The following is a 26781-nucleotide window of genomic DNA, read 5'->3' as shown; positions in this document are numbered from 1 at the left end:
CAAGATTGTTTTAGAATTGTAGTTTAATATTAAAGCCTAAAGAACGCAGACTTGGCTGCATAAAGTAGTCGAAGCCTTGGTAATATGTTCCTGTAGAGGCTGTAGATTCAGGGTCGAAAGGAGCTTTATTGTAAAGCATTAATAGGTTGTTAGCGTTTATACCAAGAGTTAGCTCTGCGCCACCTAACCACTTACGAGGGAAGGTGTAAGAAGCATGAAGCTCTTGAATGCGAGCATTTGTAGCACTATAAATATATTCAGACCATATAGGGTTGTCGCCACCTACAATGCTATAATAGTTTTGTGCGCTGATAACACCATTATTAACAGATATGCCTCCGTTATCTCTTGCTATCTCTGTGCGTTTAGAAACACCGTAAGAGTCCATTATAGCCTGTGTTTGAGACATTACTATACCTCCTAAGCGGGCTGTAATAACGAAGCCAAGGTTAAACCCTTTGTAAGTGAAATCGTTAGAGAAACCAATATTACCCTTTGGAAGCACTGACCCTCTGTAAGAAGGGTTAGTAAGGTTAACCTGAGCTATATTGCCGTCTTGCACAGCTATATTGCCATCGGCATCGCGCTTAAAGTCGGTAGTCATGTAGATATCTCCCATAGTACCACCTTTTTTAAGTATTACCTCGGCACCCTTTAAGCCACCTTGTCTGATAGTTTCTTTAGGATCTTCAAGCAAGTCGATAATCTTGTTTTGGTTAGCACTGTAAGTAACATTAGAGTTCCATGTAAAGTTGCCCCACTTATGGTTATAGCCTAAAGAAAGCTCTATACCACGATTGCGCACATTACCTGTCTGCACATACTCGTTAGTATAACCTTCACCACCTGTAATAGGACGCAAGAAGGTTTGATTCATTGTGTTAGACTGGTATAAGGTTAAGTCTAATGTAAGGTTGTTATTAAAGAATCGGGCTGTAAGACCTGCCTCCCAAGAGTTTGTTCGCTCTGGCTTAAAGTTGTTTGGGAACTTATAAGTTACAGTAGCATACGACTGTGAAGCTGGATTATAGCCATATCGCCAAGGAGATGTGATATTAGGCGAAATAGCCGAACCTACTGATGCCCATGAAGCACGTACCTTCATATAGTTAATAAATTCTGGCATTTTAGCCATTTGTGATATTACTGCCGGCATACCTACAGAAGGGTAGAAGAAAGAAGGATTGTCTGTATTGTCTAAAGCAGAGTCCCAATCGTTTCTACCTGTAAGCGTCATATATAGCATACTCTTCCAGCCAAGCTCAACGTTAGCAAATATAGAGTTGATACGATGCTTGTTACCATAATATATAGGGCGGTTGTCGTTTGTAGGTTTGCCATAATCTATAGCATGAGGAGTAAAGATATTAGAAGGTGCCTTTAGTCCTCCTTGAAATCCTGATACAGAGTAAGCTGTACGAGAGAAAGAAGTACCAATGTTAGCACCAATGCTATAATTGCCCAATGTTTTGTTAATGTTGAGCATTAAGTCTCCATAGATAGAGTTGTCATCTACGTTATCATAGCCATAGTAGCCATATTTAGAATGAGCAAACAAAGTAGTGGTAGAAGCATAACGCTTATCATCTTGGAAAGTCTTAGCATCGTCCCAACGTAAACGGCCAGTAACATCTAAATAGTTTGTTATCTTATATTTAACGTTACCGCTTACCATATAACGATTGCGCTTGTTCTGTCTAACCATTCTGTTAGCCACCCAATAAGGGTTCTGCATGCTTAAAGCATCACCATAACCCCAGTTCTGAACGTGTATACCACGCGAAGGATCGTAAAGCTCAAATGTGCGAATAGCATCAAAGCTCTCACCTCGTGGGAAAAGATAAACAGAGGTTAGAGGGTTGAAATACTGACCTTGAGCCATTAAGTTGCGGTCTACCTCACGAACATAATTAAAATTGAAATCAACGGTCAACTTATCATTCAGCATAGAAGTAGTATTACGGAATGTAAAGTTATAACGGTCGTACTTGTTGTTAGGGATTATACCTTTAGCATTTGTTGTACCAAGAGAAAGGTATGTCTGATTCTTTTCAGTACCAGCCGTTAAAGAAACGTTGTTCTGGATATTAGCACCTGTATTAAAAAACTTTTTAGGCTCGTAATTGCCATAAGGAGAACCTGTAGCAGCACCCCATGACCTGTTATCTTCAGGAGCATTGATATACTTGTTTTGGAACTCTGGCATTACGAAAGGATTAGCAAACTGAGAGCTGTTACTTATAGTAACCTTAACCTTTCCTTTCTTACCTTTTTTAGTAGTAATCATGATAACACCTTGAGCAGCAGCAGAACCATATAGAGCAGCAGCAGCAGGGCCAGAAAGAACGCTTATCGATTCGATATCTTCAGGGTTGATGTCTGCTATACCCTCGCTACCAGGCTGTGAAGCATAGAAACCACCATCTATAGCACCATTGCTTGTGTTAGTAACAGGCACACCATCTATTACATATAAAGCCTGATTGCTTTTAGTAATACTCTTAGGACCACGCATTACCACACGAGTAGCACCACCCATACCAGCAGAAGAAGCATTGATATTAACACCTGCTACCTTTCCTGAAAGAGAGTTCATAAAGTTAGTACTCTTTACATTGGTAACCTTATCACCACCCACTTTCTGCACATTGTACGAAAGAGCTTTTTCCGAACGCTTAATACCAAGAGCAGTTACTACTACCTCATCTATAGCTGTTGCTTCAGGAGCAAGCTTTATGTTAAGCGTAGTAGCACCATTAACAGCTATCTCCTGAGTCTTATACCCAATATAGCTAACTATCAGCGTAGAATTGGCTGGAATGTGGAGAACATACTTACCGTCAATGTCGGTTTGAGTACCTGTCTGAGTACCTTTCACGCGGATAGAGGCGCCTATAATAGGATCGCCTTTCTCATCAACTACACTACCAGCAACTTTTACTTTAGTGTTAACACCAAGAGCCTTTAGGCTTTCTGAAACATGTGAACCTCTACCATTTATAACCGTACTAACATAATTTGCTTTAGCAACGCTGGATACACCCACAACATTACTTGCAAACGCTGTTAAGCTACAACATGATAGAAACACACTAACTGGAAGGATCTTACCTTTTTGCATTAGTATAAAAATTTTATTAATAGAATTATTTACGTTATGATATTTCAGGCCGTTTTACTTTTTTCATTAAGACAGCCCTCTGATACCATCTTAGTAATTAAGCCTCCTTCTTATGGGAGATTTTTAGTTATTATTTCAGTGGCAAATTTAATACATATTTTTTGTTTGTAGAAATGATATTAAAAAGAAAACTCAAAATATAACAAAAATAAATGTTTTTTAATCTCTAACATATACTTCTACCTATTTATATATAGAGCGTATAGAATAAATAAAAGTATATTCATCTTATGCAAACTTGCTCTTTAGCATTAGATAGTTAAAGCTCGAGTAAAAATGAGCTTTTGCATATAAAACAACACGCTTTAAAGATTAATACCTTACTTCTTAATAAATAAAAAACATGGAACGAAAAACATTTTTAATTTATTTTACTCATAAAAATAAATTAAAAATAAAACAAAAATAATTTATTTTTCCTCCTGTTGCCTAATCTTTTTACATATAAAGAGCAGCCTTTTATAAACATAAAAATAACATATAGCTTCTTAAAAAAATAGCGCAGGTTGGCTTTTTTAGTGTGCATCTTTTTTGAAAAGGTTATTAAAGCTATACTTTCTTGGCTACAAAAAAAAGGACATAGCTAAAAAAAGCTATGCCCTAAAAATGTAATTCTTAAACAAATCTTTAAATATTAGTCTCTCATAACGCCTTCTATATAAAGGCGAACCATTTCAGTTTTACCATTGGTACGTACAGTAATACTCTTTTTAAACTTACCCGGGAACCTGTCTTTACCATTATAAATAACATCTATAGTACCTTTCTGACCTGGAGCTATAGGGCGTTTGTCATATTTAGGTATAGTGCAACCACAGCTTGCAACAACCTGATTAATAACTAAAGGAGCTGTACCTACGTTAGTAAACCTAAAAGTGGTTTTATGAATAGGAACACTTGTAGCAAAAGTTCCAAAGTTATGTGAAAGCTCTTCAAACTTTATTTCAGCTTGATTTTGTTGTGCCATAGCTGCGGAGATACCTAAGACAGCAAATAGCATCATAAGGACAATTTTCTTCATTTCTATTTTCCTTTCTTAATAGATTGATAAAACTTCTCTCTTTTACTTCTTAATATGATACAAAAGTATATATAAAGTTTAGTTCTCTGCAATATTTTTACATTAATTAGTAGAAAAGTGTACTTAAAGACTTAAATCTTTACTTATTTTTAATTATTAACATACTGATAATAATATTATTATATCTGTTTATATCAATCGCTATAATGCAAAGTTTTTTTATATCTTTCTTTTAGTTCAGCGTCTATATCTTCTAATGTTTTGCTATTAGTAAATCTCGATTTTAAAAACCTCCATAATACCCAGATAATTATCATTCCTATTACAGCAAGCAGATATTGTAATATAATGGATTTTATTATTTTATTAAATAGTGTTTCGCATATTACAAAACCTCCAATAAGCAAGGCGTAATCTATTAAACCCCAGCTATAATAAGACTTCTTAACAGCCTGATACTCTTCACTATTTAGGCGTATATGCTCTTTGTTTTCTTCCCAAAGCTTTTCAAATTCTTCTCTTGTCATTATCTTTATTTTTTAAAGGTAGTATTCTCTTATCTCATACCATAATAAGGTCAGTCATTATAGCATCACTTATATATAATCCTTTTCGAGTTATAAAATAGTTATTATCATGTTTTCCCATATTACCATTTTCTATATATGGGGCAGCGTTTGTTAAGAAATATGTTTTATATTTTTCATCAAAGCCATCTATATTTAGCCCCTCTTTAGTACGTAAAGCAGTTACGATAGAGTCGTTATAATGAGTATTATCATCTATAATTTCCTCTTCATAAGCATGATAGTCATGCTCTATGGCATTAACATATTTATTAATGTCGGCATAGTTCCAGCGCCGGCATCTAAGGTTATATGAATGGGCAGCAGCTCCAACACCAATATATGGTACATTATGCCAATAAGAGCTATTGTGTAGAGAGCGAAAACCATGTTTTGCAAAGTTGCTTATTTCATATTGCTCGTACCCAGCTATTTCTAACCTGTCTATAAGCTCTTCGTACATATTTCTATATTGTTCTTCTCCTATTTGTGTTATCTTATGGTGTTTCAGCATAGCATAAAGCGGTGTACCTTCTTCGTACATCAAGCTATAAGCAGATATATGTTCTACGTTAAGAGATATAGCTTTCTTGATATCATCTATCCATTCTTCTTGCGTTTGCTTAGGAAATCCAAACATAAGATCTATAGAGATATTATTTATTCCTATATTTCTTAACAACCTGACAGCTTCTAATATTTTGTTAGAACTATGCCTTCGGTGAATAAATTTTAATCTTTCATCATTAAAAGTTTGCACTCCCATAGATATTCTGTTTACAGGCAAGGTGCTAAGAGCCTGTACAAAATTCGGGGTAACATCTTCAGGATTACATTCTATGGTAATTTCTTTTGGCAGCGAGGGGCGTACTTCTGGTTGTTGTAAGAAAGTTTTATTTATTTGGTTAAATATCTGATTAAGCTCTTCAGGTGATAGTTGCGATGGTGTGCCACCACCTAAATAAATAGTATTTAGTATTGCCTTGTGCTTACTCATTTCTTTACATACAGCATTAATATATCTTTGCCTTATTGTTTTACCATGTTCTATCTTGTTGACATTCTGTGTAAGTGAGGAATAGAAGCCACAATATATACATCTGCTCTCACAAAAAGGTATATGGATATAAAGCCCTGTCATTTATTTCTTTTCTATATATAGTATGTAATAAAGTAAGTGTTTTTGCAAATTTACTAAATTGCATTAAATTTTTATTATTTATTTCTTTTATTTTTTGGTTCTTTCATGTAAAATGTATAATTTAGACGGCGGGTATATTTTAGATTTACAATATGTAGATTTTATATATAAAACCTGATAATTTAACATTTTACTAACTACTTAAACCAATCTTTTATGCGTATTTATCAAACAAACGAAATTAAAAACATTGCTCTTGTTGGCAGTGCGGGTAGCGGCAAGACTACACTTGCCGAGAGTATGTTATTTGAGGCTTCTGTTATTAAGCGGCGTGGCACAATAGAGGGCAAAAATACTGTTAGCGATTATTTTCCTGTAGAGCAAGAGTATGGATACTCTGTGTTTCCTACGATACTTCATGCGGAATGGAATAATAAGAAACTAAATATAATAGACTGTCCGGGTAGCGACGATTTTATTGGTGGTGCTATAACAGCTTTAAACGTAACCGACGAAGCTGTTATTCTCATTAATGGGCAGTATGGCCCTGAGGTGGGTACGCAAAATATCTTCCGTTATACAGAGAAGCTAAAAAAGCCCGTAATATTTTTGATTAATCACTTAGATTCTGATAAGTGCAACTTTGATAATATTATTACTACTATGCGTGATATTTATGGCTCAAAGTGTGTACAAATACAGTATCCAATAGAGACTGGAGATAATTTTAATAGTCTTATTGATGTGCTTACTATGAAGAGATATACTTGGAAGGCTGAAGGTGGCGAACCTACTATAGATGATATTCCTAAAGAGGAGCTGGACAAGGCATTAGAACTGCACAAGATCTTAGTAGAAGCAGCTGCAGAGAATGATGAACATTTAATGGAAAAATTCTTTGAAGAAGAACAGCTTTCAGAGGACGATCTTCGCACAGGTATTCGCAAGGGGCTGGTAACACGTTCTATCTTCCCTGTTTTTTGTGTATGTGCAGGTAAGGATATGGGTGTAAGAAGACTTATGGAGTTTTTAGGCAACGTGGTACCTTTTGTAGATGAGATGCCTAAGATTCACAACACACGAGGCGAGGAAGTGCAGCCTAATTCGGCTAATGCCACCTCTATTTATTTCTTTAAAACAGGTATGGAACCTCATATTGGCGAGGTGTCTTATTTTAAAGTTATGAGTGGAAGTGTTAAAGCTGGCGACGATTTAATAAATGCTGATCGTGGTTCTAAAGAGCGTTTAGGTCAGATATATGTTTGTGCTGGAGCTAATCGTGTTGCGGTAGATAAGCTAAATGCTGGAGATATAGGTTGTACTGTAAAGCTGAAAGATGTTAAGACAGGTAACACCTTAAATGGTAAGGGCTGTGATTATCGTTTCGATTTTATTAAGTATCCTAACTCTAAATACTCTCGTGCCATAGAAGCTAAAAACTCTTCCGACACAGAGAAGCTTATGGCAGCTTTGGTAAAGATGCATCAAGAAGATCCTACATGGGTAGTAGAGCAGAGCAAGGAGCTGCGACAGGTTATAGTACATGGGCAAGGAGAATTTCATCTACGCACGTTAAAGTGGCGATTAGAAAATAATGAGAAGCTGCATGTCGATTATAAGGAGCCACGCATTCCTTATCGTGAAACGATAACTAAGCAGGCTAAGGCTGAATATAGGCACAAGAAGCAAAGTGGTGGAGCAGGGCAGTTTGGTGAGGTTCATTTAATAATAGAGCCTTATGCTGAAGGTATGCCAGAGCCAACGGGTTATAAGTTTGACGGGCAAGAGTTTAAGCTTAATATAAAAAGTAAAGAAGAAAAGACTTTACCTTGGGGAGGAAAACTTGTCTTTATCAATTCTGTTGTAGGTGGTGCTATTGATACTCGCTTTATGCCTGCGATATTAAAAGGTGTTATGGACTGTATGGAAAAAGGTCCTTTAACAGGTAGCTATGCGCGCGATGTTCGCGTTGTAGTATATGATGGCAAGATGCACCCTGTTGATTCTAATGAGCTTTCATTTACATTAGCTGCTAAACATGCCTTTTCAGATGCCTTTAAATGTGCAGGACCTAAGATCTTAGAGCCTATAAACGATTTAGAAGTGTTTGTTCCTGACGATTATCTTGGTGATGTTATGAGCGATCTTCAAAGTCGCCGTGCTCTCATTATGGGAATGGATTCGGAGGCTGGCTATCAGAAATTGCAAGCAAAGATACCTTTAAAGGAGTTGTCTTCTTATAGCACCACGTTAAGTTCTATTACAGGAGGGCGTGCAAGTTTTATTACAAAATTCTCCAGTTACGAGCTTGTTCCTAATGACATTCAGGAACGTTTAATTTCAGCTCATGCAAAAGAAGAGTCGGAAGAATAAGACAAATATCATTAATATTATAACTTAAAAAATAATTATAAAAAGGGTTGGATTCTTTTAATGGTAATCCAACCCTTATATAAAAATGGAAAAGAATATTTTATTCTTAAAGTGAAGGTATTGTAATTTCTCCTGCTATCGACTTGTTCATATATGCTCTTATTGTTTCTGTATCGGTACATGTTGCATATAAAAACATTAGTTTTGTCAAAGCTGCTTCCACAGTACTATCATAACCACTTATTACGCCTGCATCTTTTAGCTGATAGCCAGTATCATAACGACTCATCTCTACCTGCCCGCTAATACATTGACTGATATTAACTATAGTAACACCTCTTGCTGTAGCTTTTTTAAAAAGTTTTATTAACCATGGCTGTTGTGGAGCATTACCACTTCCATAAGATCTCATTACTATACCATGAAGGCAAGGTAAGTCAAGAATATGATCGAAAATACCTTCTTTTATACCAGGAAATAAAGACAGAATAATAACATTATTATCTAATGTGGTATGTGGCGACATAGGTAGGTCGTAATCAGGGGTAAGAATATTATGTGTGTTGAATTTAAATTTTACTCCTGCTTCACATAGGTGTGGATAATTAAAAGAATTGAAAGCATTAAATTCTTCAGCATTTTGCTTGGTAGATCTGTTGCCACGAAGAAGATGCCCACTAAAGTATATAGCTACCTCTGGCACTATAGGTCTGCCATTAGGATAATAAGAAGATGCAAGCTCTATACTTGTCATGAGGTTTTCTTTTCCATCAGTTCTTAATTGTCCTATAGGCAATTGTGAGCCTGTTAGAATGATAGGTTTGGTAAGATTTTCAAACATATATGAAAGTGCAGATGCTGTGTATGACATTGTATCTGTACCATGCAAGATAACAAAGCCATCATACATTTCATATTTTGTAGCAATAATACTTACCAATTTCCCCCAAAAAGCAGGATTCATATCAGAAGAGTCTATGACGGGGACAAATTGATAGGTATCAATGTCAGTAGATATTTGCTCAAATTCAGGTAAGTTTTCTACCAGATGGTTAAAGTCGAGTGGCTCTAAAGCTCCAGTTTTTGGGTTCATTCCCATTCCTATCGTTCCACCAGTGTAGATTAGTAATACTTTATTTGTCCTTTGCATAATCTTATAGTTTGTTTCTGCAAAAGTAATAATTTATTCTATAATAACATGATGAGAAGTATAAAAGTACTTTGTTAGCTTGTGGTTATGGAAAATTAATAGTATTTTTGCAACGAATTATGATTTGATATTAGATTTTGTACTACTATTAATATGAAAAAATTTATTTATACTTTAGTAATTGTTGCTGTTATTGCAATTATGTATAGTTGCGGATCGAGTAAAGGTGTAACATATTTAACTAATATAGATTCTATAAGTTTGGCACCATCAAGAGGTCTTTATGATGCAAAGATAATGCCAAAAGACTTATTATCTATAGGAGTATTTACTATAAATCCTGCGGCTTCAGCTCCTTTTAATATAAGTGGACAGCAGGGTACGGGTAGTTTAGGCTCTTCTTCTAATAAGGGTTCTTATTTGGTAAGTAATGAAGGCTTTATTAATTTTCCTATTATAGGTAAAGTACATGTTTCAGGGCTCACCAAGACGGAGTGTGAGGATCTTCTTAAAAGCAAGATACAGCCTTATTTAGCTCGTACAGAGAATCCTGTAGTTACGGTAATGATGGCAAGCTATCATGTTACAGTAACAGGAGAAGTTGGTAGTCCGGGTGTTATTCCTGTTGCAACAGAAAAGATAAATATAATGGAAGCATTGGCTCAAGCTGGCGATTTAACATTATATGGCAAGCGCGATAATATTATGCTTATTCGTGAAGATGCTGCTGGTGAAAAGCATGTAGTACGTTTAAATTTGAATGATGCTAATATAATAAACTCTCCTTATTATTATCTTCAGCAAAATGATATTGTTTATGTAGAGCCAAATAAGGCTAAGGCTAAGGGGTCTAACCAAGGTCCTACATCAAAGGAATGGATGACATATACCGGTTTTGGTTTAGGTCTGCTAACAACGGTTATAGCTTTACTAAAATAAATAATTATATTTAGAATAATTTTATGTGTGGTATTGTAGGATACTTAGGAAAAAAACGCGAGGCATATCCTATCCTTATAAAGGGTTTAAAAAGGTTAGAATATAGAGGATATGATAGTGCAGGTGTAGCTTTGATAAACAATCATGATGCTCTTAATGTTTTTAAAACAAAAGGAAAGGTATCTGATCTTGAAGCGTTTTGTGAGGATAAGGATATTTCAGGTTCTATAGGTATTGCTCATACTCGTTGGGCTACTCATGGCGAGCCGTCTTCTACAAATGCACACCCACATTATTCCCAATCGAAAAATTTGGCTATTATTCATAATGGAATCATTGAAAATTATGCAGAGATAAAGCACAATCTTCAAGATAAAGGTGTAAAGTTTCGCTCAGATACTGATACGGAAGTGCTTATACAGCTTATAGAGTACATTCAGATAAAAAAGAAGTTAGATCTTCTTACTTCAGTACAAATAGCTTTACGTCAGGTAATAGGCGCATATGCTATAGCTATTATAGACAAATCGCATCCAGATGTTATTATAGCTGCTCGCAAACAAAGTCCTTTAGTAATAGGAATGGGTGAAGACGAGTTCTTTTTAGGTTCTGATGCCAGTCCTATAATAGAGTATACCGACAAGGTTGTCTACCTTGATGATGAGAACATAGCAGTGATGAAGCTTGGTGAACCTTTAAAAGTAGTAAGTATTCTTAACGAAAAGCTTTCACCAGAGATAAAGACAGTAGATATAGAGTTAGGTCAAATAGAAAAGGGTGGCTATTCCCACTTTATGCTTAAAGAGATTTTTGAGCAACCTGCATGCTTGACTAACTGTATGCGTGGTCGCATAAATATTGAGCATAATAATGTTACTTTAAGTGCTTTGATAGATCATCGAGAGCAGTTGCTCAGTGCAAAAAGGATAATAATAGTAGCTTGTGGTACAAGTTGGCACGCAGGTCTGATAGGTAAACAAACTATAGAAACATTTTGCAGAATTCCTGTTGATGTGGAATATGCAAGTGAGTTTCGTTATCGTAATCCTGTTGTTACTTCTGATGATGTTGTCATAGCCCTTTCACAAAGTGGAGAAACAGCTGATACGTTAGCAGCTGTAGAATTAGCAAAGTCGAAAGGAGCTTTTATATATGGCATTTGTAATGCTATAGGTTCAAGTATAGCGCGTGCAACTGATACCGGTACTTATATACATGTAGGCCCTGAGATAGGGGTAGCCTCTACAAAGGCTTTTACAGGGCAGGTAACAGTGTTAACAATGTTTGCACTATCATTGGCTTATATAAAAGGGTCTATGAAATGTACTGAATATGTAAAGATAGTTGAAGAGCTATCTAATATACCTTCAAAAATAGAAGAAGTATTAAAAGTAAATGATCAGGTGGCTGATTTAGCACGCATCTTCACTTATGCAAGAAATTTTCTTTACCTTGGGCGAGGTTTTACTTATCCTGTAGCCTTAGAAGGAGCTTTGAAGTTGAAGGAAATTTCATACATTCATGCAGAGGGGTATCCTGCTGCAGAAATGAAACATGGCCCTATAGCTTTAATAGATTCTGACATGCCTGTAGTTACCATTGCTACTCATAATGTAATGTATGAAAAAGTTCGCAGCAATATCCAAGAAATAAAAGCGCGGCAGGGTTATGTTATAGCTTTGGTCTCTAAAGGAGATACTACTATATCTAAGATAGCTGACGCTGTTATAGAGCTTCCTGATACTTTAGAGTGTTTAGAGCCTTTAGTAGCAACAATACCCTTACAGTTGTTAGCTTATCACATAGCAGTCTGTAAAGGAAAGGATGTAGATCAGCCAAGAAACTTAGCAAAGTCGGTTACCGTTGAATAACGGTTTACTGACTTTTATTTTATATATAATTATAAATAAAGAATATTATTTTTTTAGATGGACAAAAACATTCATGAAGACTGTGGTGTTGCGGTAATACGGCTGCTTAAACCTCTAAAGTACTATCAAAAGAAATATGGTACATGGATGTATGCGCTTAACAAGCTTTACCTTATGATGGAAAAGCAGCATAATCGTGGACAAGAAGGAGCAGGTATTGCTTCTGTAAAGCTTTCATCTCTTCCGGGTAGTGAATATATGTTTAGAGAGAGGGCAGAGGGGAAAAACGCTGTAAGCAATATTTTTAAGAATTTACATAATCTTTATAAGGACTATTCTCATGATGAACTAAATGATATTCCTTTTGTTGAAAAGAATATTCCCTTTGCAGGTGAATTGTATATGGGTCATCTTAGATATTCTACTACAGGTAAGAGTGGGCTTTCTTATGTTCATCCTTTTTTGCGTAGAAATAATTGGAAAGCAAAGAATTTAAGTATGTGTGGCAATTTCAATATGACCAATATTGAAGAGGTTTTTCAAAAACTTACAGCTCAGGGACAATGTCCACGCATTTATAGCGATACTTATATTCTTTTAGAGCTGATGGGGCATAGATTAGACAGGGAAGTAGAGCGAAATTTTGTTATAGCTAAAGAGAACGGTTTAGAAGGACAGGATATTACTAATTATATAGAAGACAACTTAGATGTAAGCAATGTCCTTAAAACTACAATGAAACATTTTGATGGAGGTTATGTTATTTGCGGTATGACAGGTTCTGGTGAGATGTTCTCTATGCGCGATCCGTGGGGAATACGACCTGCCTTCTATTATAAAAACGACGAGATAGTAGTACTTGCAAGTGAGCGTCCTGTGCTCCAAACAACCTTCGACTTAGAATGTGAGAATATAAAAGAATTAATGCCCGGACAAGCTTTAATAGTAAATAGGGTAGGAGAGTGTTCTTTACAACAAATTATTGAATCAAAGAATATTTCAGCATGTTCTTTTGAACGCATATATTTTTCTCGTGGATCAGATAGAGATATTTATAATGAACGTGAAAAATTAGGTCAGCAATTAGCTCCTAAAGTGTTAGAAAAAGTAGATTATGATTATGAGCATGCAGTTCTTTCATATATTCCTAATACTGCAGAAGTAGCTTTCTATGGCTTATTACATGGCTGTAAGCAATGGTTAAATAAGGAAAAAGTAAAGCAATTAGCTAACATGAAGCCTTATGCACCATTAGAAGATTATATAAAAATAGTAAATCAAGATATACGTACCGAAAAAGTAGCTTGGAAAGATATTAAGTTGCGCACCTTTATTACAGAAGGTAATTCTCGTAAAGATCTTGCTTCTCATGTTTATGATGTTACCTATTCGTGTATAGTACCATATATTGACAACTTAGTAGTAATAGACGATTCTATTGTGCGAGGCACTACTCTTAAAGAAAGCATTCTTAGGATGTTAGATCGTATTCATCCAAAGAAGATAGTAATAGTATCGAGTGCTCCACAGATACGATACCCTGACTATTATGGTATAGATATGCCACATTTGGAAGAGTTTTGTGTGTTTCAGGCAACAATAAAACTTATAAAAGAGCAAAAAATGGAGCATATATTAAAAGAAGTATATGAGGCTTGTAAAGTAGAAGTAAAAAAAGAACTTACTGACGAAATACAAAACCCTGTTCGTGCTATCTATGCTCCTTTTACAGTAGAAGAGATTAATCAAAAACTTGTGGAAATGCTTCGACCTGAAGGTATGACAACTCCTGTAGAACTTATTTTTCAAAGTATAGAGGGATTACATAAAGCAATACCTAACCATAAAGGTGATTGGTATTTTACTGGTAATTATCCTACATCAGGTGGAATGCGGTTAGTAAACCATTCTTTTATTAAATTTTATGAGAATAATTATTCTATAAGTAAAGAAGACAACAAGTTGTTATAAAACTATAAAAAATTATACTATAATAAATAATGAGGAAAGTAACTTTAGTTTTAAGTGATGGCTCTAAATTTCACGGAGAGTCTTTTGGTTATGAAGCTCCTGTAGCTGGTGAGGTTGTTTTCAATACAGCTATGATGGGGTATCCTGAAAGTTTGACAGATCCATCTTATGCAGGACAGTTATTAACTATGACGTTCCCACTTGTAGGTAATTATGGTGTACCTGCTTTTACTTTTGAAAAAAATGGTTTACCCACTTTTATGGAAAGTAATAAAATATATGTATCCGCTATTATAGTTTCTAATTATAGTGAGCAGCCATCACACTGGAATTCATCTGAAAGTCTTTCAGATTGGTTAAAGCGTGAGAAAGTGCCAGGTATAACAGGAATAGATACTCGTGAACTTACAAAAGTATTGCGTGAGCATGGAGTTATGATGGGAAAAATTTTGTTTGACGACGAACCTAATAATATTCCAGAAGCCGATTATGAAGGAGTAAATTTTGTAGATCGTGTGTCTACTAAAAAGATAATCCATTATAATGAAGGAGCTGGTAAGAAAGTTGTTTTAGTAGATTGTGGCGTAAAAGCAAATATTATTAGAAGTCTTATTAATCGTGGAGTAGAGGTTATACGAGTACCTTGGAATTATGATTATAGTAATATGGAATATGATGGCCTTTTCTTAGGTAATGGTCCTGGGGATCCTGACATGTGTAATGATGCAGTGAATATAATTCGCAAGCATATTAATAATAGTACAAAACCTATTTGTGGCATCTGTATGGGTAACCAGCTACTTTCTAAGGCTGCAGGAGCAACTATTTATAAATTAAAATATGGGCATCGTGGTCATAACCAACCTGTAAGAATGGTTGGTACAAACAAGTGTTATATAACTTCTCAAAATCATGGTTATGCTGTAGATGCATCTACTCTTGATAAAGAATGGGAAGAACTATTTGTAAATATGAATGATGGTAGTAATGAAGGTATACGTCATACTAAAAACCCATGGTTCACAGCACAATTTCACCCAGAGGCTTGTTCTGGCCCTGTAGATACTTATTTTATGTTTGATAAATTTGTAGAAACTTTGAAGTAATGAAAGACGAATCAATAAAAAAAGTCCTGCTACTTGGCTCAGGCGCATTAAAGATAGGTGAGGCTGGAGAGTTTGACTATTCTGGCTCACAAGCATTAAAAGCATTGCGTGAAGAAGGTATTTCTACAGTGCTTATAAATCCTAATATAGCAACAGTGCAAACATCAGAAGGTGTTGCCGACCAGATTTATTATCTACCTGTTCAGCCTTATTTTGTAGAGCGTGTAATAGAAAAGGAAAAGCCTGATGGGATACTTTTGTCATTCGGAGGGCAAACAGCTCTGAATTGTGGTGTAGAATTAGAGCGTTCTGGCATTCTTAAAAAACATAATGTACGTGTCTTAGGTACACCTGTAGGTGCAATAATGAACACAGAAGATCGTGAACTTTTTGTAGAACGACTTTATGAGATAGAAGTAAAAACTATTAAAAGTGAAGCTTGCGAAAATATCAATCAGGCGCGTCATGCTGCTACGATATTAGGTTATCCTGTTATAGTGCGTGCAGCATATGCCTTAGGAGGCTTAGGTAGTGGTTTTGCTGATAATGAGCAAGAACTCAATAAATTATGCGAAAAGGCTTTTTCTTTTTCTCCTCAGGTTTTGGTAGAAAAAAGCTTAAAAGGCTGGAAAGAGATAGAATATGAAGTGGTACGAGATCGCTATGATAACTGTATTACTGTTTGCAATATGGAAAATTTTGATCCGCTTGGTATTCATACAGGAGAATCTATTGTTGTAGCTCCTTCGCAAACTCTTACCAATACAGAATATCATAAACTTCGTGCCTTATCTATTAAGATAGTTCGTCATATAGGTATAGTGGGAGAGTGTAATGTTCAATATGCTTTTGATCCGGAAAGTGAAGATTACAGAGTTATCGAGGTTAACGCACGTCTTTCTCGTTCATCAGCCCTTGCTAGTAAAGCTACAGGTTATCCGTTAGCTTTTGTAGCAGCAAAATTAGGTTTAGGATATGGTTTGTTCGAACTTAAAAACTCTGTTACTAAGACAACATCAGCTTTCTTTGAACCAGCACTTGACTATGTAGTATGTAAAATACCACGATGGGATTTAAGTAAATTTCGAGGAGTAGATAAGGAATTAGGCTCGAGTATGAAGTCTGTAGGTGAAGTTATGTCTATAGGTCGCAACTTTGAAGAAGCTATTCAAAAAGGTCTTCGTATGATAGGGCAGGGCATGCATGGCTTTGTAGAAAATAAAGAATTACAGATAGATGATATAGCTGCAGCTCTTCATGAACCTACAGATAAACGTATATTTGTTATATCAAAAGCCTTTCATAAGGGGTATACTGTAGATAAAATACATGATCTTACTAAAATAGATAAATGGTTTCTTTACAAATTAAAGCATATTATAGATATTGATGAAAAACTTAAAAAGAGTAATATCAATACTATTGACAAAGAACTACTTTTAGAGGCAAAAATAAATGGATTTACCGATTTTCAAATAGCCCGAGCTATTGGTTTAGAGAATGATAGTCCAAATATGCATAAAGCTATGATGATAGTACGTCGTCATAGAAAAGCTCTTGGAATAATACCTGTAGTAAAACAAATTGATACTTTAGCTGCAGAATATCCTGCTCAAACCAATTATCTTTATGTAACTTATTCTGGCGTAGCTTCTGATATAACTTTTGACGATAAACGTAAAAGTATCATTGTACTTGGTTCTGGGGCTTATCGTATAGGTAGTTCTGTAGAATTTGATTGGTGTGGAGTACAAGCTCTAAATACTATTCGTAAACAAAACTATCGCTCTATAATGATCAATTATAATCCAGAAACAGTATCTACTGATTATGATATGTGCGATCGTCTTTATTTCGATGAGCTAACATTTGAACGTGTTATGGATATCATAGACATGGAAATGCCTTATGGTATTATAGTATCGACTGGTGGACAGATACCTAATAATCTTGCAATGTATTTAGATGAGGAAAATGTCCCTATTCTTGGAACCTCTGCTCATGACATTGATAATGCAGAAGATCGTGCAAAGTTCTCATCTATGCTTACTAACTATGGTATAAATCAGCCAGAATGGAGTGCACTTAACAGTATGGATGATATTCAGAAGTTTGTAGATCGTGTAGGTTTTCCTGTACTTGTTCGTCCATCGTATGTGTTATCGGGTGCGGCTATGAATATATGTTCAAATAATGATGAACTTGTACGCTTTTTACAATTAGCAGCGAATGTTAGTGAAGATCACCCAGTGGTGGTTAGCAAGTTTATAGAAAATGCAAAAGAAATAGAAATGGATGCTGTGGCTAAAGATGGTGAAATTTTAGCCTATGCTATTTCAGAACATATAGAATTTGCTGGAGTTCACTCTGGTGATGCTACTATACAATTCCCTCCTCAGAAACTATATGTAGAAACAGTGCGACGCATAAAGCGCGTAAGTAAGCAAATAGCTAAAGCTTTACATATCAATGGTCCTTTTAACATTCAGTTTATGGCACGTGATAATGATATATTAGTTATTGAATGTAACTTGCGAGCAAGTCGTTCTTTTCCTTTTGTAAGTAAAGTGTTAAAAATAAATCTCATAGATCTTGCTACAAAAGTAATGCTTGGAGTTCCGGTTGAGAAACCAAATAAAAATCTTTTCGATCTCGATTACGTAGGTATCAAAGCCTCACAATTTTCGTTTAACAGACTTCAAAAGGCAGATCCTGTATTAGGCGTTGATATGAGCTCTACAGGAGAGGTTGGCTGCATTGGAGAAGATACATCTACAGCTCTTCTTAAGAGTATGCTTTCCGTAGGTCATCGTATACCTAAAAAGACTGTATTGTTATCTACAGGTGGAGCTAAACAAAAAGCTGAAATGCTTGATGCTGCGAAAATTTTAATTCAAAATGGGTATAAATTATATGCTACCAGTGGTACTTCCAAGTATCTTACAGAAAATAATATACCTAACACCCTTGTGTATTGGCCTTCTGATAAGGGAGCATATCCGCAAGCTCTAGACCTTTTGCATGAAAAGAAAATAGATATGGTAGTTAATATCCCCAAGGATCTAACTCCTCGAGAACTTACAAATGGATATAAAATACGACGTGCAGCTATTGATCTTAATGTTCCACTTATAACAAATAGTCGTCTTGCAAGTGCATTTATTCAAGCTTTTTGCACTGTAAAACTTGAAGATATAGATATAAAAGCATGGGGAGAGTATTAAATATTAATTTTAACTTGTTTAAGTGTAATGGATAATTTGGTAAGCAGAAAAAGCTCCAAATATTTATAATAGACAAATTGATAGGCTGGCTATTTTACCAGCCTATTTTGTTATATATTTTACTAATTGTACTATTTCTAAGGGAGTTGGTATAATAAGTATGTAAAAAAAAAGGAGGTAAACATCTATTATTAGTGTTTACCTCCTACTTTTAATAGTAAGCCTAAGCTTTATGCTTTTTATTCAGCAGCTTGCTCCTCTGTGGGAGCTGACTCTTCAGCTGCAGCTTGTGCAGCTTGAGCCTTTTTCTCTGCTACCTTTTTAGCAATTGCTTCTTTGACTTTCTTTTCTTCTTCAAGGTTCTTTGCTGCAGCAGCCTTTTTCTCTTCAGCTGCTTTCTTTTCTGCAGCTTCAGTAGCATTAGTCTTAGCTTGCTTCCAAGCATCAAACTTCTTTTCAGCAGTAGCTTCATCAAAAGCACCTTTCTTTACTCCACCGCGCAAATGTTTCATTAAATAAACACCTTCTCCTTTGAGAATGTTACGAACAGTGTCTGTAGGCTGAGCACCTGTTTCTACCCAATAAAGAGCCCGTTCGAAATTCAAATCTACAGTAGCAGGATTGGTGTTAGGATTATAAGTACCAATCTTTTCAGTAAATTTACCATCACGTGGTGCACGAACGTCAGCGATAACAATACTATAAAAAGCATAGCTTTTACGACCGCCACGTTGCAATCTGATTTTTGTTGCCATTTAATTTTTATTTTAAAGGTTTGAATTTTTAATGCTATTAGCCCGTAATAGCTCTGCAAAATTACAATAATTTAGCTGAATAAACAAGAAGATCAATATTTTAATTAATATAAAATCATATTTTCATTCTATAGTATAATATCTTTAACGTATATAGGCGGTTGGCTTCCAAAAGGCTGCATAGCATTTATAAAATAAATATATTGAAAATATGATAGACTATTTATATGAATATCTTTACTAATAATAAAATTATTATTAAGTAGATATTGACGCATTGTGCCATATAAAAGCGGATGAGCTGGTGTAAAAAGTCCATTACTGTTTTGCAATATTATATTAGCATAAGCACTATCTGTAAGAAACCCATTCTTTATTATAATAATATCATCAGTATTTGCATTGTGCAATAATGAATCCAGTTCTGTACGATTAGCATACTTATATTGGTAATTTATATTATTATTAATAATTAATTTTACAGTTTTGCGAATCTTAATAGTATATGGTATGAATTTAATTTCTTGTATCTTTTTATCATATACTATCCTGCATTTGAATACACCTTCTTTATAAGGATATGGTATTTTTATAGAAGAAAGATCTATTTTTTCATTATAATATGCTCTTAAAGTATTATTTACACGTTGTTGATGTAAATCTATATGTTGTAAAACCCCATTAACAAGACGTATTGTTTCTAAGAATTGTATCATATGATTGTAAGATATTATACTTTCATTCTATATGAGTTACTGTAATCTGCCTACCTTTAGTAGAAAAACTAATGTTATATTTTCCTCCTTTTTTATCTTTGTGAATATATGAGATATAAGCATCTTTTATTTTCCAACAAGTATCTTTTAGTGCATTTTTTTGTATTTGAGCTATAAATTTTTTATTTAGTATAGTATCAAGAGTAAGTATTGCTGTATAATTACCACTAGCAATATTTTCTTCATCTTCAGCAAGACTTAGAGTATCAGGTATAAAAACATTCTCTTTAGTAATACTATATTTGGGAAAATCCAATGAAGTAATATTTTTTAAATTTATATTAATATGATTTTTCGTTTTAATAGGAATAAATTTTGAAGCTTCTACGGTATCAGACAGAGGTATAGATGAAGTTATTTTTTTACGATTAAATATAATAATCAGTAATATAAAAATAACTAAAATAAGTAGTGATGAACTTATAGATTTTTTCTTCATGTCATAATTGTATATTTGAAATATTTAATGATAGATAAAATAGATATTTTTATCTAAGTTTTTTTAGTTAATTCATAAAGTTTTCTTTTCGCCTCAGGGTTATCTGGATATAATTCAAGTGCTTTTTTATAATTGTTTATAGCAGCTTCTTTAACACCCTCATACTCACAATCTTTCCCCATAAGTACATATTCCATAGAAAGCTTTTTAAGCAGTATTTCCTTATTCTGACGCTCTTTCTTTAACAATTCAAGCTCATTGTGCAAAAGGTTTATTATATTTAATTTTCTTCGTATATATCTTTGGATATTAGGACGCTCTATATCATATCTACTATGAATGGCCTTAAAAAAATTTTTAAGAAAGCTATCAAAATCCCTTTTGTTAAAATCTTTTATAGCATCAACATATTCACGATCAGCTTTACTTTGCTTTAAAACCTGTGATATAATTTTGTTATTATTGAAATGACTTGCAAAATTGGAAACTTCGTTACATACAAAAACTTCATTACGACTAAGTGGCGTTTTAAGAGTGATGCCTTCTAAAGAAGTACAACGTGAAAGGGCAACATATGCTTGTCCGCCAGCAAATACTCCATCACTAAAATCAATATTAACGTTATTAAAGGTGAGTCCTTGACTTTTATGAATAGTTATAGCCCAAGCCAGTTTAATAGGGAACTGTTTATAAGTGCCTATTTGCTCTTCTTCTATTTTTCTCTCTTTCTCATTAAACGTATAATGTACATTTTCCCATAGCTCACGTTGAACTTGTACTTCCTTTCCTTCTTCAACTATAACATATATTAACCCTTCTTCCTCATTAATGCCACTTATTATGCCTAATGTACCATTAACCCATTGATGATCTATATCATTTTTTATAAACATAATATGAGCTCCCTCTTTAATATTAAGTTCTATAGGAGTTGGAAGACTATTATCAGGAAACTCTCCTTTTATTTCACCAATAAAACTTGTAGGTGAACCAGAAAGCTTATTTAATTCCTCTTTGTTAATCCAATCTACTGTATCTCTTTTAGAAGAAAGAGTGATGGTAAAAGAAGATTTATCTTTAGAAGAATGTGAAAACGAAAAAGTTTTAACTCTTGAATTAATTATTTTAAAATCGTTTTCTGTGGCATTATTTGTTCGAAAATGATCAAGAATGGATATAAACTTCGGATCTGATTGACGATACACCTTATTAAGTTCGATACTTATTAGAGGATATTCACGAAAAATCTTAGCGTTGAAAAAGAAATTATTCGAGTAATAAGATTGCAAAAGGCGACGATCTTCTTCTTTAACAACAGGCTCAAGTTGATAAATATCACCCACTAGAAGAAGTTGCTTACCCCCAAAAGGTTCACGCATATTATGTGTATATACACGAAGCACTTTATCAATAAAATCTATTATATCTGCACGAACCATACTTATTTCATCAATAATAATAAGTTCTATCTCACGCAGAAGTTTTACTTTATCACTATTATATTTTAAAGTATTACGCAGCTGACTAACAGAATAACGCTGATCGTTAGGAAGAAGAGGGTGAAAAGGTAATTTAAAAAAGCTATGTAAAGTACTCCCACCAACATTTATAGCCGCAATGCCTGTAGGCGCAAGTATAATACATTTTTTTTTAGTAGTTTGAGCAATATAGCGTAAGAATGTGGATTTACCAGTACCTGCTCTTCCTGTTAAAAATAAAGAGTTATGCGTGAATTGAATAATTTGAAGAGCATTTTGCAATTCAGGATTATCCAAATCAATATCCAATATTGTTTTGCTTTTTAAATGTTCTTTACCCATTTTCTTTTTATATAATTATTAGGCCATAAAGAAAAAGTAAAATAAACAGATATATTTCTTTTTATCGTCTTACCATTTATTTTCCCAACTCATATAATATTTGTTAATTGTTTGCAGTAGATAAATTGACTTTTAAAACAAAGATTATAATAATATATATATTGTTACTATCCAAATTTAAAGTTTCTCTACTTTTGGTTTTTTAAGTTGTTTTATATTCGATTCTTCTATTGTTGATGAATTTTGCCTTTCTGGTGATGAGTTATGTTGTTCACCTTTAGAAGAAGTGGGCGACTCTGAAGTATTAGGATTATCTTCTATTTTATCTATATTATCCTCATCTTCTTCGTCTTGATTTTGCCGTTGCAAACGAGTAGTTCTAAGACTATCATAATCTACTTTTTTACGCTTTGGAATATAACGGGTACAAAAATATGCGGTAGAATCAATTCCCTCATCAGGATCAAGGTGCCATTTTGTATGATACTTTATGAAACGTCTATCACGCATAAGGCTATAAATAAATTCTCCACAAATAGGTAATGCTGTTTTTGATCCTTGTCCAAGTGCACCTGTGCGGAAATGTATACTACGATATTCTCCTCCTACCCAAGCACCTATTACGAGTTTCGGACTTACTGCCATATACCAGGCATCAGAGTGATTATTAGTTGTTCCAGTTTTACCTCCCCAGTCTGTATCATTAAAAATATAATTCTTAAGCGTCCGACTTGTTCCATTAGGATCAGTTAAAGTAGCCTTAAGCATTAATTGCATTAAATAGGCACTTTTATATGGAATAGCCTGAGTATGATTGCGCGGAGCCACATAAACTTCATTACCATCTTTATCTAAAATACGTGTAATGACAATAGGATCTCTATGTTCACCATAATTAGCTACAGTACTATAAGCATCTGTCATCTCTAATAAGTTAACATCACTTGCTCCTAAAGCTAATGAAGGCTCGTCATCTAAAGGACTCTTAATACCCATATCCTGAGCAGTATGAATAATATTCTTTATACCCATTTCTTGTCCAAGACGAACAGCTATGGAATTAATGCTTTTAGCAAAAGCAAGATGAAGCGGTATTGAATCACCCGAAAAACGTCCATTAGCATTTGAAGGCCTCCACGTTTGCATCAACCCTGTTTTCTTATCTATTACTTGCATTGATATATATTCATCTCGACGTTTATCACAAGGAGTTAATCCTTGGTTCATAGCTTCAGAATAAACAAATAATTTAAAAGTAGAACCAGGTTGTCGCTCTGCTATCACTTTATCATACTTCCATGTATTAAAGTCAACATCACCAACCCATGCCCGAACAGCTCTTGTATCTGGTTCCATTGCTACCATAGAACAATGCATAAAACGAACCATATATCTGATAGAATCCATTGAAGACATTCGTTTTTCTATTATACCTTTATCATAATCAAATAATTTTACATTATGAGGCTTATTGAGGTAATATAAGACACTATCCCTATTGTTAGGATATTTTTGAACAAGATGTTTATAAAAAGGCTGTCGCTCTGCAATACTTTCTATAAACCCTGGAATGACATTTCCTTTCTCATCTCTCCATGGATCTTGATTTCCCCAATGCTGTTCAAACTCTTTTTGAATACGTTTCATCTGCTTACGAACAGCATCTTCTGCCATTTTTTGCATACGCGTATCAATAGTTGTATATATTTTTAACCCACTACTATATAGATCATAACCATTATCTTTACACCAATTTTCGAGATAATGGGCTACATATCCTCTAAAATACTGTGCTTTTCCAGCATAATTTTCTTCTACATGTATGTTAAGTTTTATAGGAAGTTTTATAAGTGCGGCATATTTATCGCGACTCAAAACATTATGTGTAACCATGTTATATAAAACAGTGTTGCGTCGCTTTAATGATTTTTTAGGATGGAGTAGTGGGCTATAATATGTAGTAGCCTTTAGCATTCCTACTAATGTAGCCACTTGGTCTGTAGTAAGATTAGCAGGATTAGTATCATAATAAGTGCGTGCAGCAGTTTTGATACCATAAGCATTATTACCAAAATCAACAGTATTAGCGTACATTGTAAGAATCTCTTTCTTGGAATATATCATTTCAAGCTTAATCGCTATTATCCACTCCTTGCTCTTCATTATGAGCATACGAATACCAGGTATATGTCCTAAAAATCCTGTAGAATATTGTGTACGTACGCGAAACATATTCTTAGCTAATTGTTGCGTAATGGTAGAAGCACCACGTGCATCACTACGAGTAATGGCATCTTTTAAAGCACCACCAATACCCATAAAATCAATACCATGATGGCTATAAAAACGTTCATCTTCAGTACTTATAAGTGCTTTCCAAAAAATAGGATTAACATCTTTATATTTAACAGGGGTTCTGTTTTCTTTAAAATATTTACCTATTAGTACAGAGTCGGAACTATATATTTCTGAAGCAGCATATGTAGGTGGAGTTCTTATTTCAAAAAAACCCGGAGATTTTCCAAATAAACCTAAGAAATTTATATCTACCATTCCTAAAAATAAGAAAATGGAGACAATTAATGACATAAAAACTAATGCAATTTTTGTATACCAAGCCCTATCTTTATATAGGTGTACATACCATGAAAAAAAGATCAAAAATCCTCTGATAGTTTTTTTTATAAAAATAAAAAATCTCTTCATATTATAAAGTGTAACACTATAAGTTTATTAATTACAAAGGTAATTATTATCTTAGTGTATTTAGTTTTTGGGTAATATAATTTAAGATTCCTTCAATATTATATGGAGTAAACCATTGTATTTCATTATCTTTATTAAGCCATGTTAGTTGTTTTCGTGCATATCGCCGACTATTACTTTGTATTTTAAATATAGTTTCATCAAGTGTTGTTAATCCATCTACATATTGAAACATTTCTTTATATCCAACAGTATTGAGCGAATTTAAATATCGATAAGGATAAACTCTTAATACTTCTTTTTCTAATCCATCATCTATCATCTTTAAAACACGTTGATTAATACGGTTGTAAAGCTCTTCACGCTCTCTATTTAATCCTATCTTAATAATATTAAAAGATCTTTTTTTTATAACATTTGTACGAAATGAAGAATAAGTTTTTCCAGTTTGAAAACATATTTCTAAAGCATGAAGTACGCGACGTTGATTTTTTTTATCAACAATAGAATAATATTCAGGATCCAAATAATATAATTCTTTACAAAGATTATCTAGTCCTTCTTGAGCTAAACGAACAATTAAAGATTTACGTATTTGTGGTAATACTGTAGGGATTTCATCTATTCCTTTACATACAGCATCTATATACATCATAGACCCTCCTGATAAAATAGTAATAGGGTCTAATGTTTGCTTCATATATTGAATAACATCATGTTCATATTTACTTGCAGAATAATAATCTGTTAGTTTTAAGTTTCCTACAAAGAGATGTTTAACTCTTGCTTGCTGAATAGGAGTAGGAGCCGCTGTACCTATTGGTATTTCGGAAAATAGTTGACGAGAATCAGCATTAAGAATGATAGCTTTAAAATATTCTGCTATCTGAATAGTTGTTTCTGTTTTACCAACTCCTGTGGGACCAGTAATTACTATTAATGTCTTTTTTTTCAAGTTTCTATTGCCGAATTATTCCACGTTCTGAATTAATTACAAAATCGATAATATACTGTATCTCATCTGTTATATCCATCGTATCCTTTATTTTTTGAATATTTTCATCTTTGGTACCAGTACTATATATTAAGCGATAAGCATTATGAATGGCTGTTATTTCATCATTACTATACCCCCTACGACGTAACCCTACGAGATTGATACCACAATATCTTACGGGGTCTTTACCTGCAATAATAAAAGGGGGAATATCTTGAGAAAAACGGCTACCTCCTTGCACCATTACCCCTCCACCAATATGACAAAATTGATGACAAAGAACAGCAGCCGAAATTATTGCACCATCATCAATAGTAACTTCTCCTGCAAATTTAGTGGAATTTCCTATTATACAATTAGATCCTATCTGACAATCATGGGCAATATGCATATTTTCCATTAAAAGATTATTACTACCAACAATTGTAGTTCCTTTAGAAGCTGTTCCTCTTGAAATAGTTACATTTTCGCGTATAGAATTATTATCCCCTATTTCACAAATGGTGTCTTCACCATTAAACTTTAAATCTTGTGGTTTAGTAGAAATACTTGCTCCGGCAAGTATTTCATTACCATTGCCTATACGTGCTCCATAATTAATAGTTACACTGTTTTGTAAATTGTTATTATTACCAATTATTGTATTACTATCAATATAACAAAACGGACCAATTATATTGTTATCACCAAGTTTTGCATCTGGGTGTATAAAAGCTAATGGACTAATTTTATTCATAGTAAGTAT

Annotated in this window: 18 protein-coding genes; 6 read left to right on the top strand and 12 right to left on the bottom strand. The window is 34.0% G+C overall.

Annotated elements, in window-relative coordinates:
• Positions 1 to 10: 10 nt before the first annotated feature.
• The 4 genes from HMPREF9018_RS04690 to hemW form a co-directional block, all read right to left on the bottom strand.
• Positions 11 to 3121 (bottom strand): SusC/RagA family TonB-linked outer membrane protein, encoded by a 3111-nt coding sequence (locus HMPREF9018_RS04690; protein ID WP_008448812.1) that lies wholly within the window; start codon positions 3119 to 3121, stop codon positions 11 to 13.
• 694 nt (positions 3122 to 3815) lie between these two features.
• Positions 3816 to 4202 (bottom strand): DUF1573 domain-containing protein, encoded by a 387-nt coding sequence (locus HMPREF9018_RS04685; protein WP_008448698.1) that lies wholly within the window; start codon positions 4200 to 4202, stop codon positions 3816 to 3818.
• A gap of 194 nt (positions 4203 to 4396) precedes the next feature.
• Entirely contained in the window at positions 4397 to 4729 is a 333-nt protein-coding gene (locus HMPREF9018_RS04680) for a hypothetical protein (protein ID WP_008448752.1), read from the bottom strand.
• 34 nt (positions 4730 to 4763) lie between these two features.
• Positions 4764 to 5909: a radical SAM family heme chaperone HemW gene (gene hemW / locus HMPREF9018_RS04675; protein ID WP_008448715.1), complete on the bottom strand. Its 1146-nt coding sequence runs from the start codon at positions 5907 to 5909 to the stop codon at positions 4764 to 4766.
• A gap of 216 nt (positions 5910 to 6125) precedes the next feature.
• Between hemW and HMPREF9018_RS04670 the strand changes: the two genes are divergently transcribed.
• Positions 6126 to 8282, top strand: coding sequence for an elongation factor G (locus HMPREF9018_RS04670; RefSeq protein ID WP_008448772.1), 2157 nt, complete (start codon positions 6126 to 6128; stop codon positions 8280 to 8282).
• 106 nt (positions 8283 to 8388) lie between these two features.
• On the opposite strand, the gene HMPREF9018_RS04665 is transcribed toward HMPREF9018_RS04670, so the two are convergent.
• Positions 8389 to 9432, bottom strand: coding sequence for an asparaginase (locus HMPREF9018_RS04665; protein WP_008448768.1), 1044 nt, complete (start codon positions 9430 to 9432; stop codon positions 8389 to 8391).
• A 153-nt stretch (positions 9433 to 9585) separates the two neighbouring features.
• Between HMPREF9018_RS04665 and HMPREF9018_RS04660 the strand changes: the two genes are divergently transcribed.
• The 5 genes from HMPREF9018_RS04660 to carB are packed head-to-tail and all read left to right on the top strand — an operon-like array spanning position 9586 to position 18543.
• A complete protein-coding gene (locus tag HMPREF9018_RS04660) occupies positions 9586 to 10371 on the top strand; it encodes a polysaccharide biosynthesis/export family protein (RefSeq protein WP_008448825.1) in 786 nt (261 codons plus the stop codon).
• Positions 10372 to 10394: 23 nt separating this feature from the next.
• Positions 10395 to 12242, top strand: a complete 1848-nt coding sequence (gene glmS, locus HMPREF9018_RS04655) for a glutamine--fructose-6-phosphate transaminase (isomerizing) (RefSeq protein WP_008448836.1) — start codon at positions 10395 to 10397, stop codon at positions 12240 to 12242.
• A gap of 57 nt (positions 12243 to 12299) precedes the next feature.
• A complete protein-coding gene (locus HMPREF9018_RS04650) occupies positions 12300 to 14213 on the top strand; it encodes an amidophosphoribosyltransferase (RefSeq protein WP_008448616.1) in 1914 nt (637 codons plus the stop codon).
• A 29-nt stretch (positions 14214 to 14242) separates the two neighbouring features.
• The gene (carA, locus tag HMPREF9018_RS04645; protein WP_008448807.1) at positions 14243 to 15319 is read left to right on the top strand and encodes a glutamine-hydrolyzing carbamoyl-phosphate synthase small subunit; all 1077 of its coding nucleotides are present in this window, start codon (positions 14243 to 14245) and stop codon (positions 15317 to 15319) included.
• On the top strand, positions 15319 to 18543 hold the full coding sequence (gene carB / locus HMPREF9018_RS04640; protein WP_008448853.1) for a carbamoyl-phosphate synthase (glutamine-hydrolyzing) large subunit: 3225 nt from the start codon (positions 15319 to 15321) through the stop codon (positions 18541 to 18543). The genes carA and carB overlap by 1 nt, the downstream gene beginning before the upstream one ends.
• A 239-nt stretch (positions 18544 to 18782) precedes the next feature.
• Here carB and HMPREF9018_RS04635 read toward each other — a convergent pair whose 3' ends face one another.
• The 7 genes from HMPREF9018_RS04635 to lpxA form a co-directional block, all read right to left on the bottom strand.
• Positions 18783 to 19298, bottom strand: a complete 516-nt coding sequence (locus HMPREF9018_RS04635) for a 30S ribosomal protein S16 (RefSeq protein ID WP_008448773.1) — start codon at positions 19296 to 19298, stop codon at positions 18783 to 18785.
• Positions 19299 to 19426: 128 nt separating this feature from the next.
• On the bottom strand, positions 19427 to 20014 hold the full coding sequence (locus HMPREF9018_RS04630) for an aminotransferase class IV (protein WP_008448671.1): 588 nt from the start codon (positions 20012 to 20014) through the stop codon (positions 19427 to 19429).
• Between the two features lie 22 nt (positions 20015 to 20036).
• Positions 20037 to 20513, bottom strand: a complete 477-nt coding sequence (locus HMPREF9018_RS04625; RefSeq protein WP_008448829.1) for a hypothetical protein — start codon at positions 20511 to 20513, stop codon at positions 20037 to 20039.
• A 53-nt stretch (positions 20514 to 20566) separates the two neighbouring features.
• Positions 20567 to 22333: an AAA family ATPase gene (locus HMPREF9018_RS04620; RefSeq protein ID WP_008448583.1), complete on the bottom strand. Its 1767-nt coding sequence runs from the start codon at positions 22331 to 22333 to the stop codon at positions 20567 to 20569.
• 177 nt (positions 22334 to 22510) lie between these two features.
• Positions 22511 to 25039 (bottom strand): transglycosylase domain-containing protein, encoded by a 2529-nt coding sequence (locus tag HMPREF9018_RS04615; RefSeq protein ID WP_008448601.1) that lies wholly within the window; start codon positions 25037 to 25039, stop codon positions 22511 to 22513.
• A 46-nt stretch (positions 25040 to 25085) separates the two neighbouring features.
• On the bottom strand, positions 25086 to 25994 hold the full coding sequence (gene miaA, locus HMPREF9018_RS04610; protein ID WP_008448873.1) for a tRNA (adenosine(37)-N6)-dimethylallyltransferase MiaA: 909 nt from the start codon (positions 25992 to 25994) through the stop codon (positions 25086 to 25088).
• Positions 25995 to 25998: 4 nt separating this feature from the next.
• Positions 25999 to 26772, bottom strand: a complete 774-nt coding sequence (gene lpxA, locus HMPREF9018_RS04605; protein WP_008448619.1) for an acyl-ACP--UDP-N-acetylglucosamine O-acyltransferase — start codon at positions 26770 to 26772, stop codon at positions 25999 to 26001.
• Positions 26773 to 26781 lie beyond the last annotated feature (9 nt).

It is taken from the genome of Prevotella amnii CRIS 21A-A, from assembly GCF_000177355.1.
In the GTDB taxonomy this organism is placed as follows: Bacteria; Bacteroidota; Bacteroidia; order Bacteroidales; family Bacteroidaceae; genus Prevotella; species Prevotella amnii.
The sequence above is the reverse complement of the archived record's forward strand: the minus strand, read 5'-3'. Positions and strand labels throughout refer to the sequence as shown.

Bases quoted from the DNA above. Each gene is read 5' to 3' on its own strand.
- carA (WP_008448807.1), top strand. From the start codon at position 14,243: ATGAGGAAAGTAACTTTAGTTTTAAGTGATGGCTCTAAATTTCACGGA.
- HMPREF9018_RS04665 (WP_008448768.1), bottom strand. From the start codon at position 9,432: ATGCAAAGGACAAATAAAGTATTACTAATCTACACTGGTGGAACGATA.
- carB (WP_008448853.1), top strand. From the start codon at position 15,319: ATGAAAGACGAATCAATAAAAAAAGTCCTGCTACTTGGCTCAGGCGCA.
- hemW (WP_008448715.1), bottom strand. From the start codon at position 5,909: ATGACAGGGCTTTATATCCATATACCTTTTTGTGAGAGCAGATGTATA.
- HMPREF9018_RS04680 (WP_008448752.1), bottom strand. From the start codon at position 4,729: ATGACAAGAGAAGAATTTGAAAAGCTTTGGGAAGAAAACAAAGAGCAT.
- glmS (WP_008448836.1), top strand. From the start codon at position 10,395: ATGTGTGGTATTGTAGGATACTTAGGAAAAAAACGCGAGGCATATCCT.
- HMPREF9018_RS04620 (WP_008448583.1), bottom strand. From the start codon at position 22,333: ATGGGTAAAGAACATTTAAAAAGCAAAACAATATTGGATATTGATTTG.
- HMPREF9018_RS04690 (WP_008448812.1), bottom strand. From the start codon at position 3,121: ATGCAAAAAGGTAAGATCCTTCCAGTTAGTGTGTTTCTATCATGTTGT.
- HMPREF9018_RS04635 (WP_008448773.1), bottom strand. From the start codon at position 19,298: ATGGCAACAAAAATCAGATTGCAACGTGGCGGTCGTAAAAGCTATGCT.
- HMPREF9018_RS04615 (WP_008448601.1), bottom strand. From the start codon at position 25,039: ATGAAGAGATTTTTTATTTTTATAAAAAAAACTATCAGAGGATTTTTG.
- HMPREF9018_RS04685 (WP_008448698.1), bottom strand. From the start codon at position 4,202: ATGAAGAAAATTGTCCTTATGATGCTATTTGCTGTCTTAGGTATCTCC.
- HMPREF9018_RS04630 (WP_008448671.1), bottom strand. From the start codon at position 20,014: ATGATACAATTCTTAGAAACAATACGTCTTGTTAATGGGGTTTTACAA.
- HMPREF9018_RS04625 (WP_008448829.1), bottom strand. From the start codon at position 20,513: ATGAAGAAAAAATCTATAAGTTCATCACTACTTATTTTAGTTATTTTT.
- HMPREF9018_RS04650 (WP_008448616.1), top strand. From the start codon at position 12,300: ATGGACAAAAACATTCATGAAGACTGTGGTGTTGCGGTAATACGGCTG.
- HMPREF9018_RS04670 (WP_008448772.1), top strand. From the start codon at position 6,126: ATGCGTATTTATCAAACAAACGAAATTAAAAACATTGCTCTTGTTGGC.
- lpxA (WP_008448619.1), bottom strand. From the start codon at position 26,772: ATGAATAAAATTAGTCCATTAGCTTTTATACACCCAGATGCAAAACTT.
- HMPREF9018_RS04660 (WP_008448825.1), top strand. From the start codon at position 9,586: ATGAAAAAATTTATTTATACTTTAGTAATTGTTGCTGTTATTGCAATT.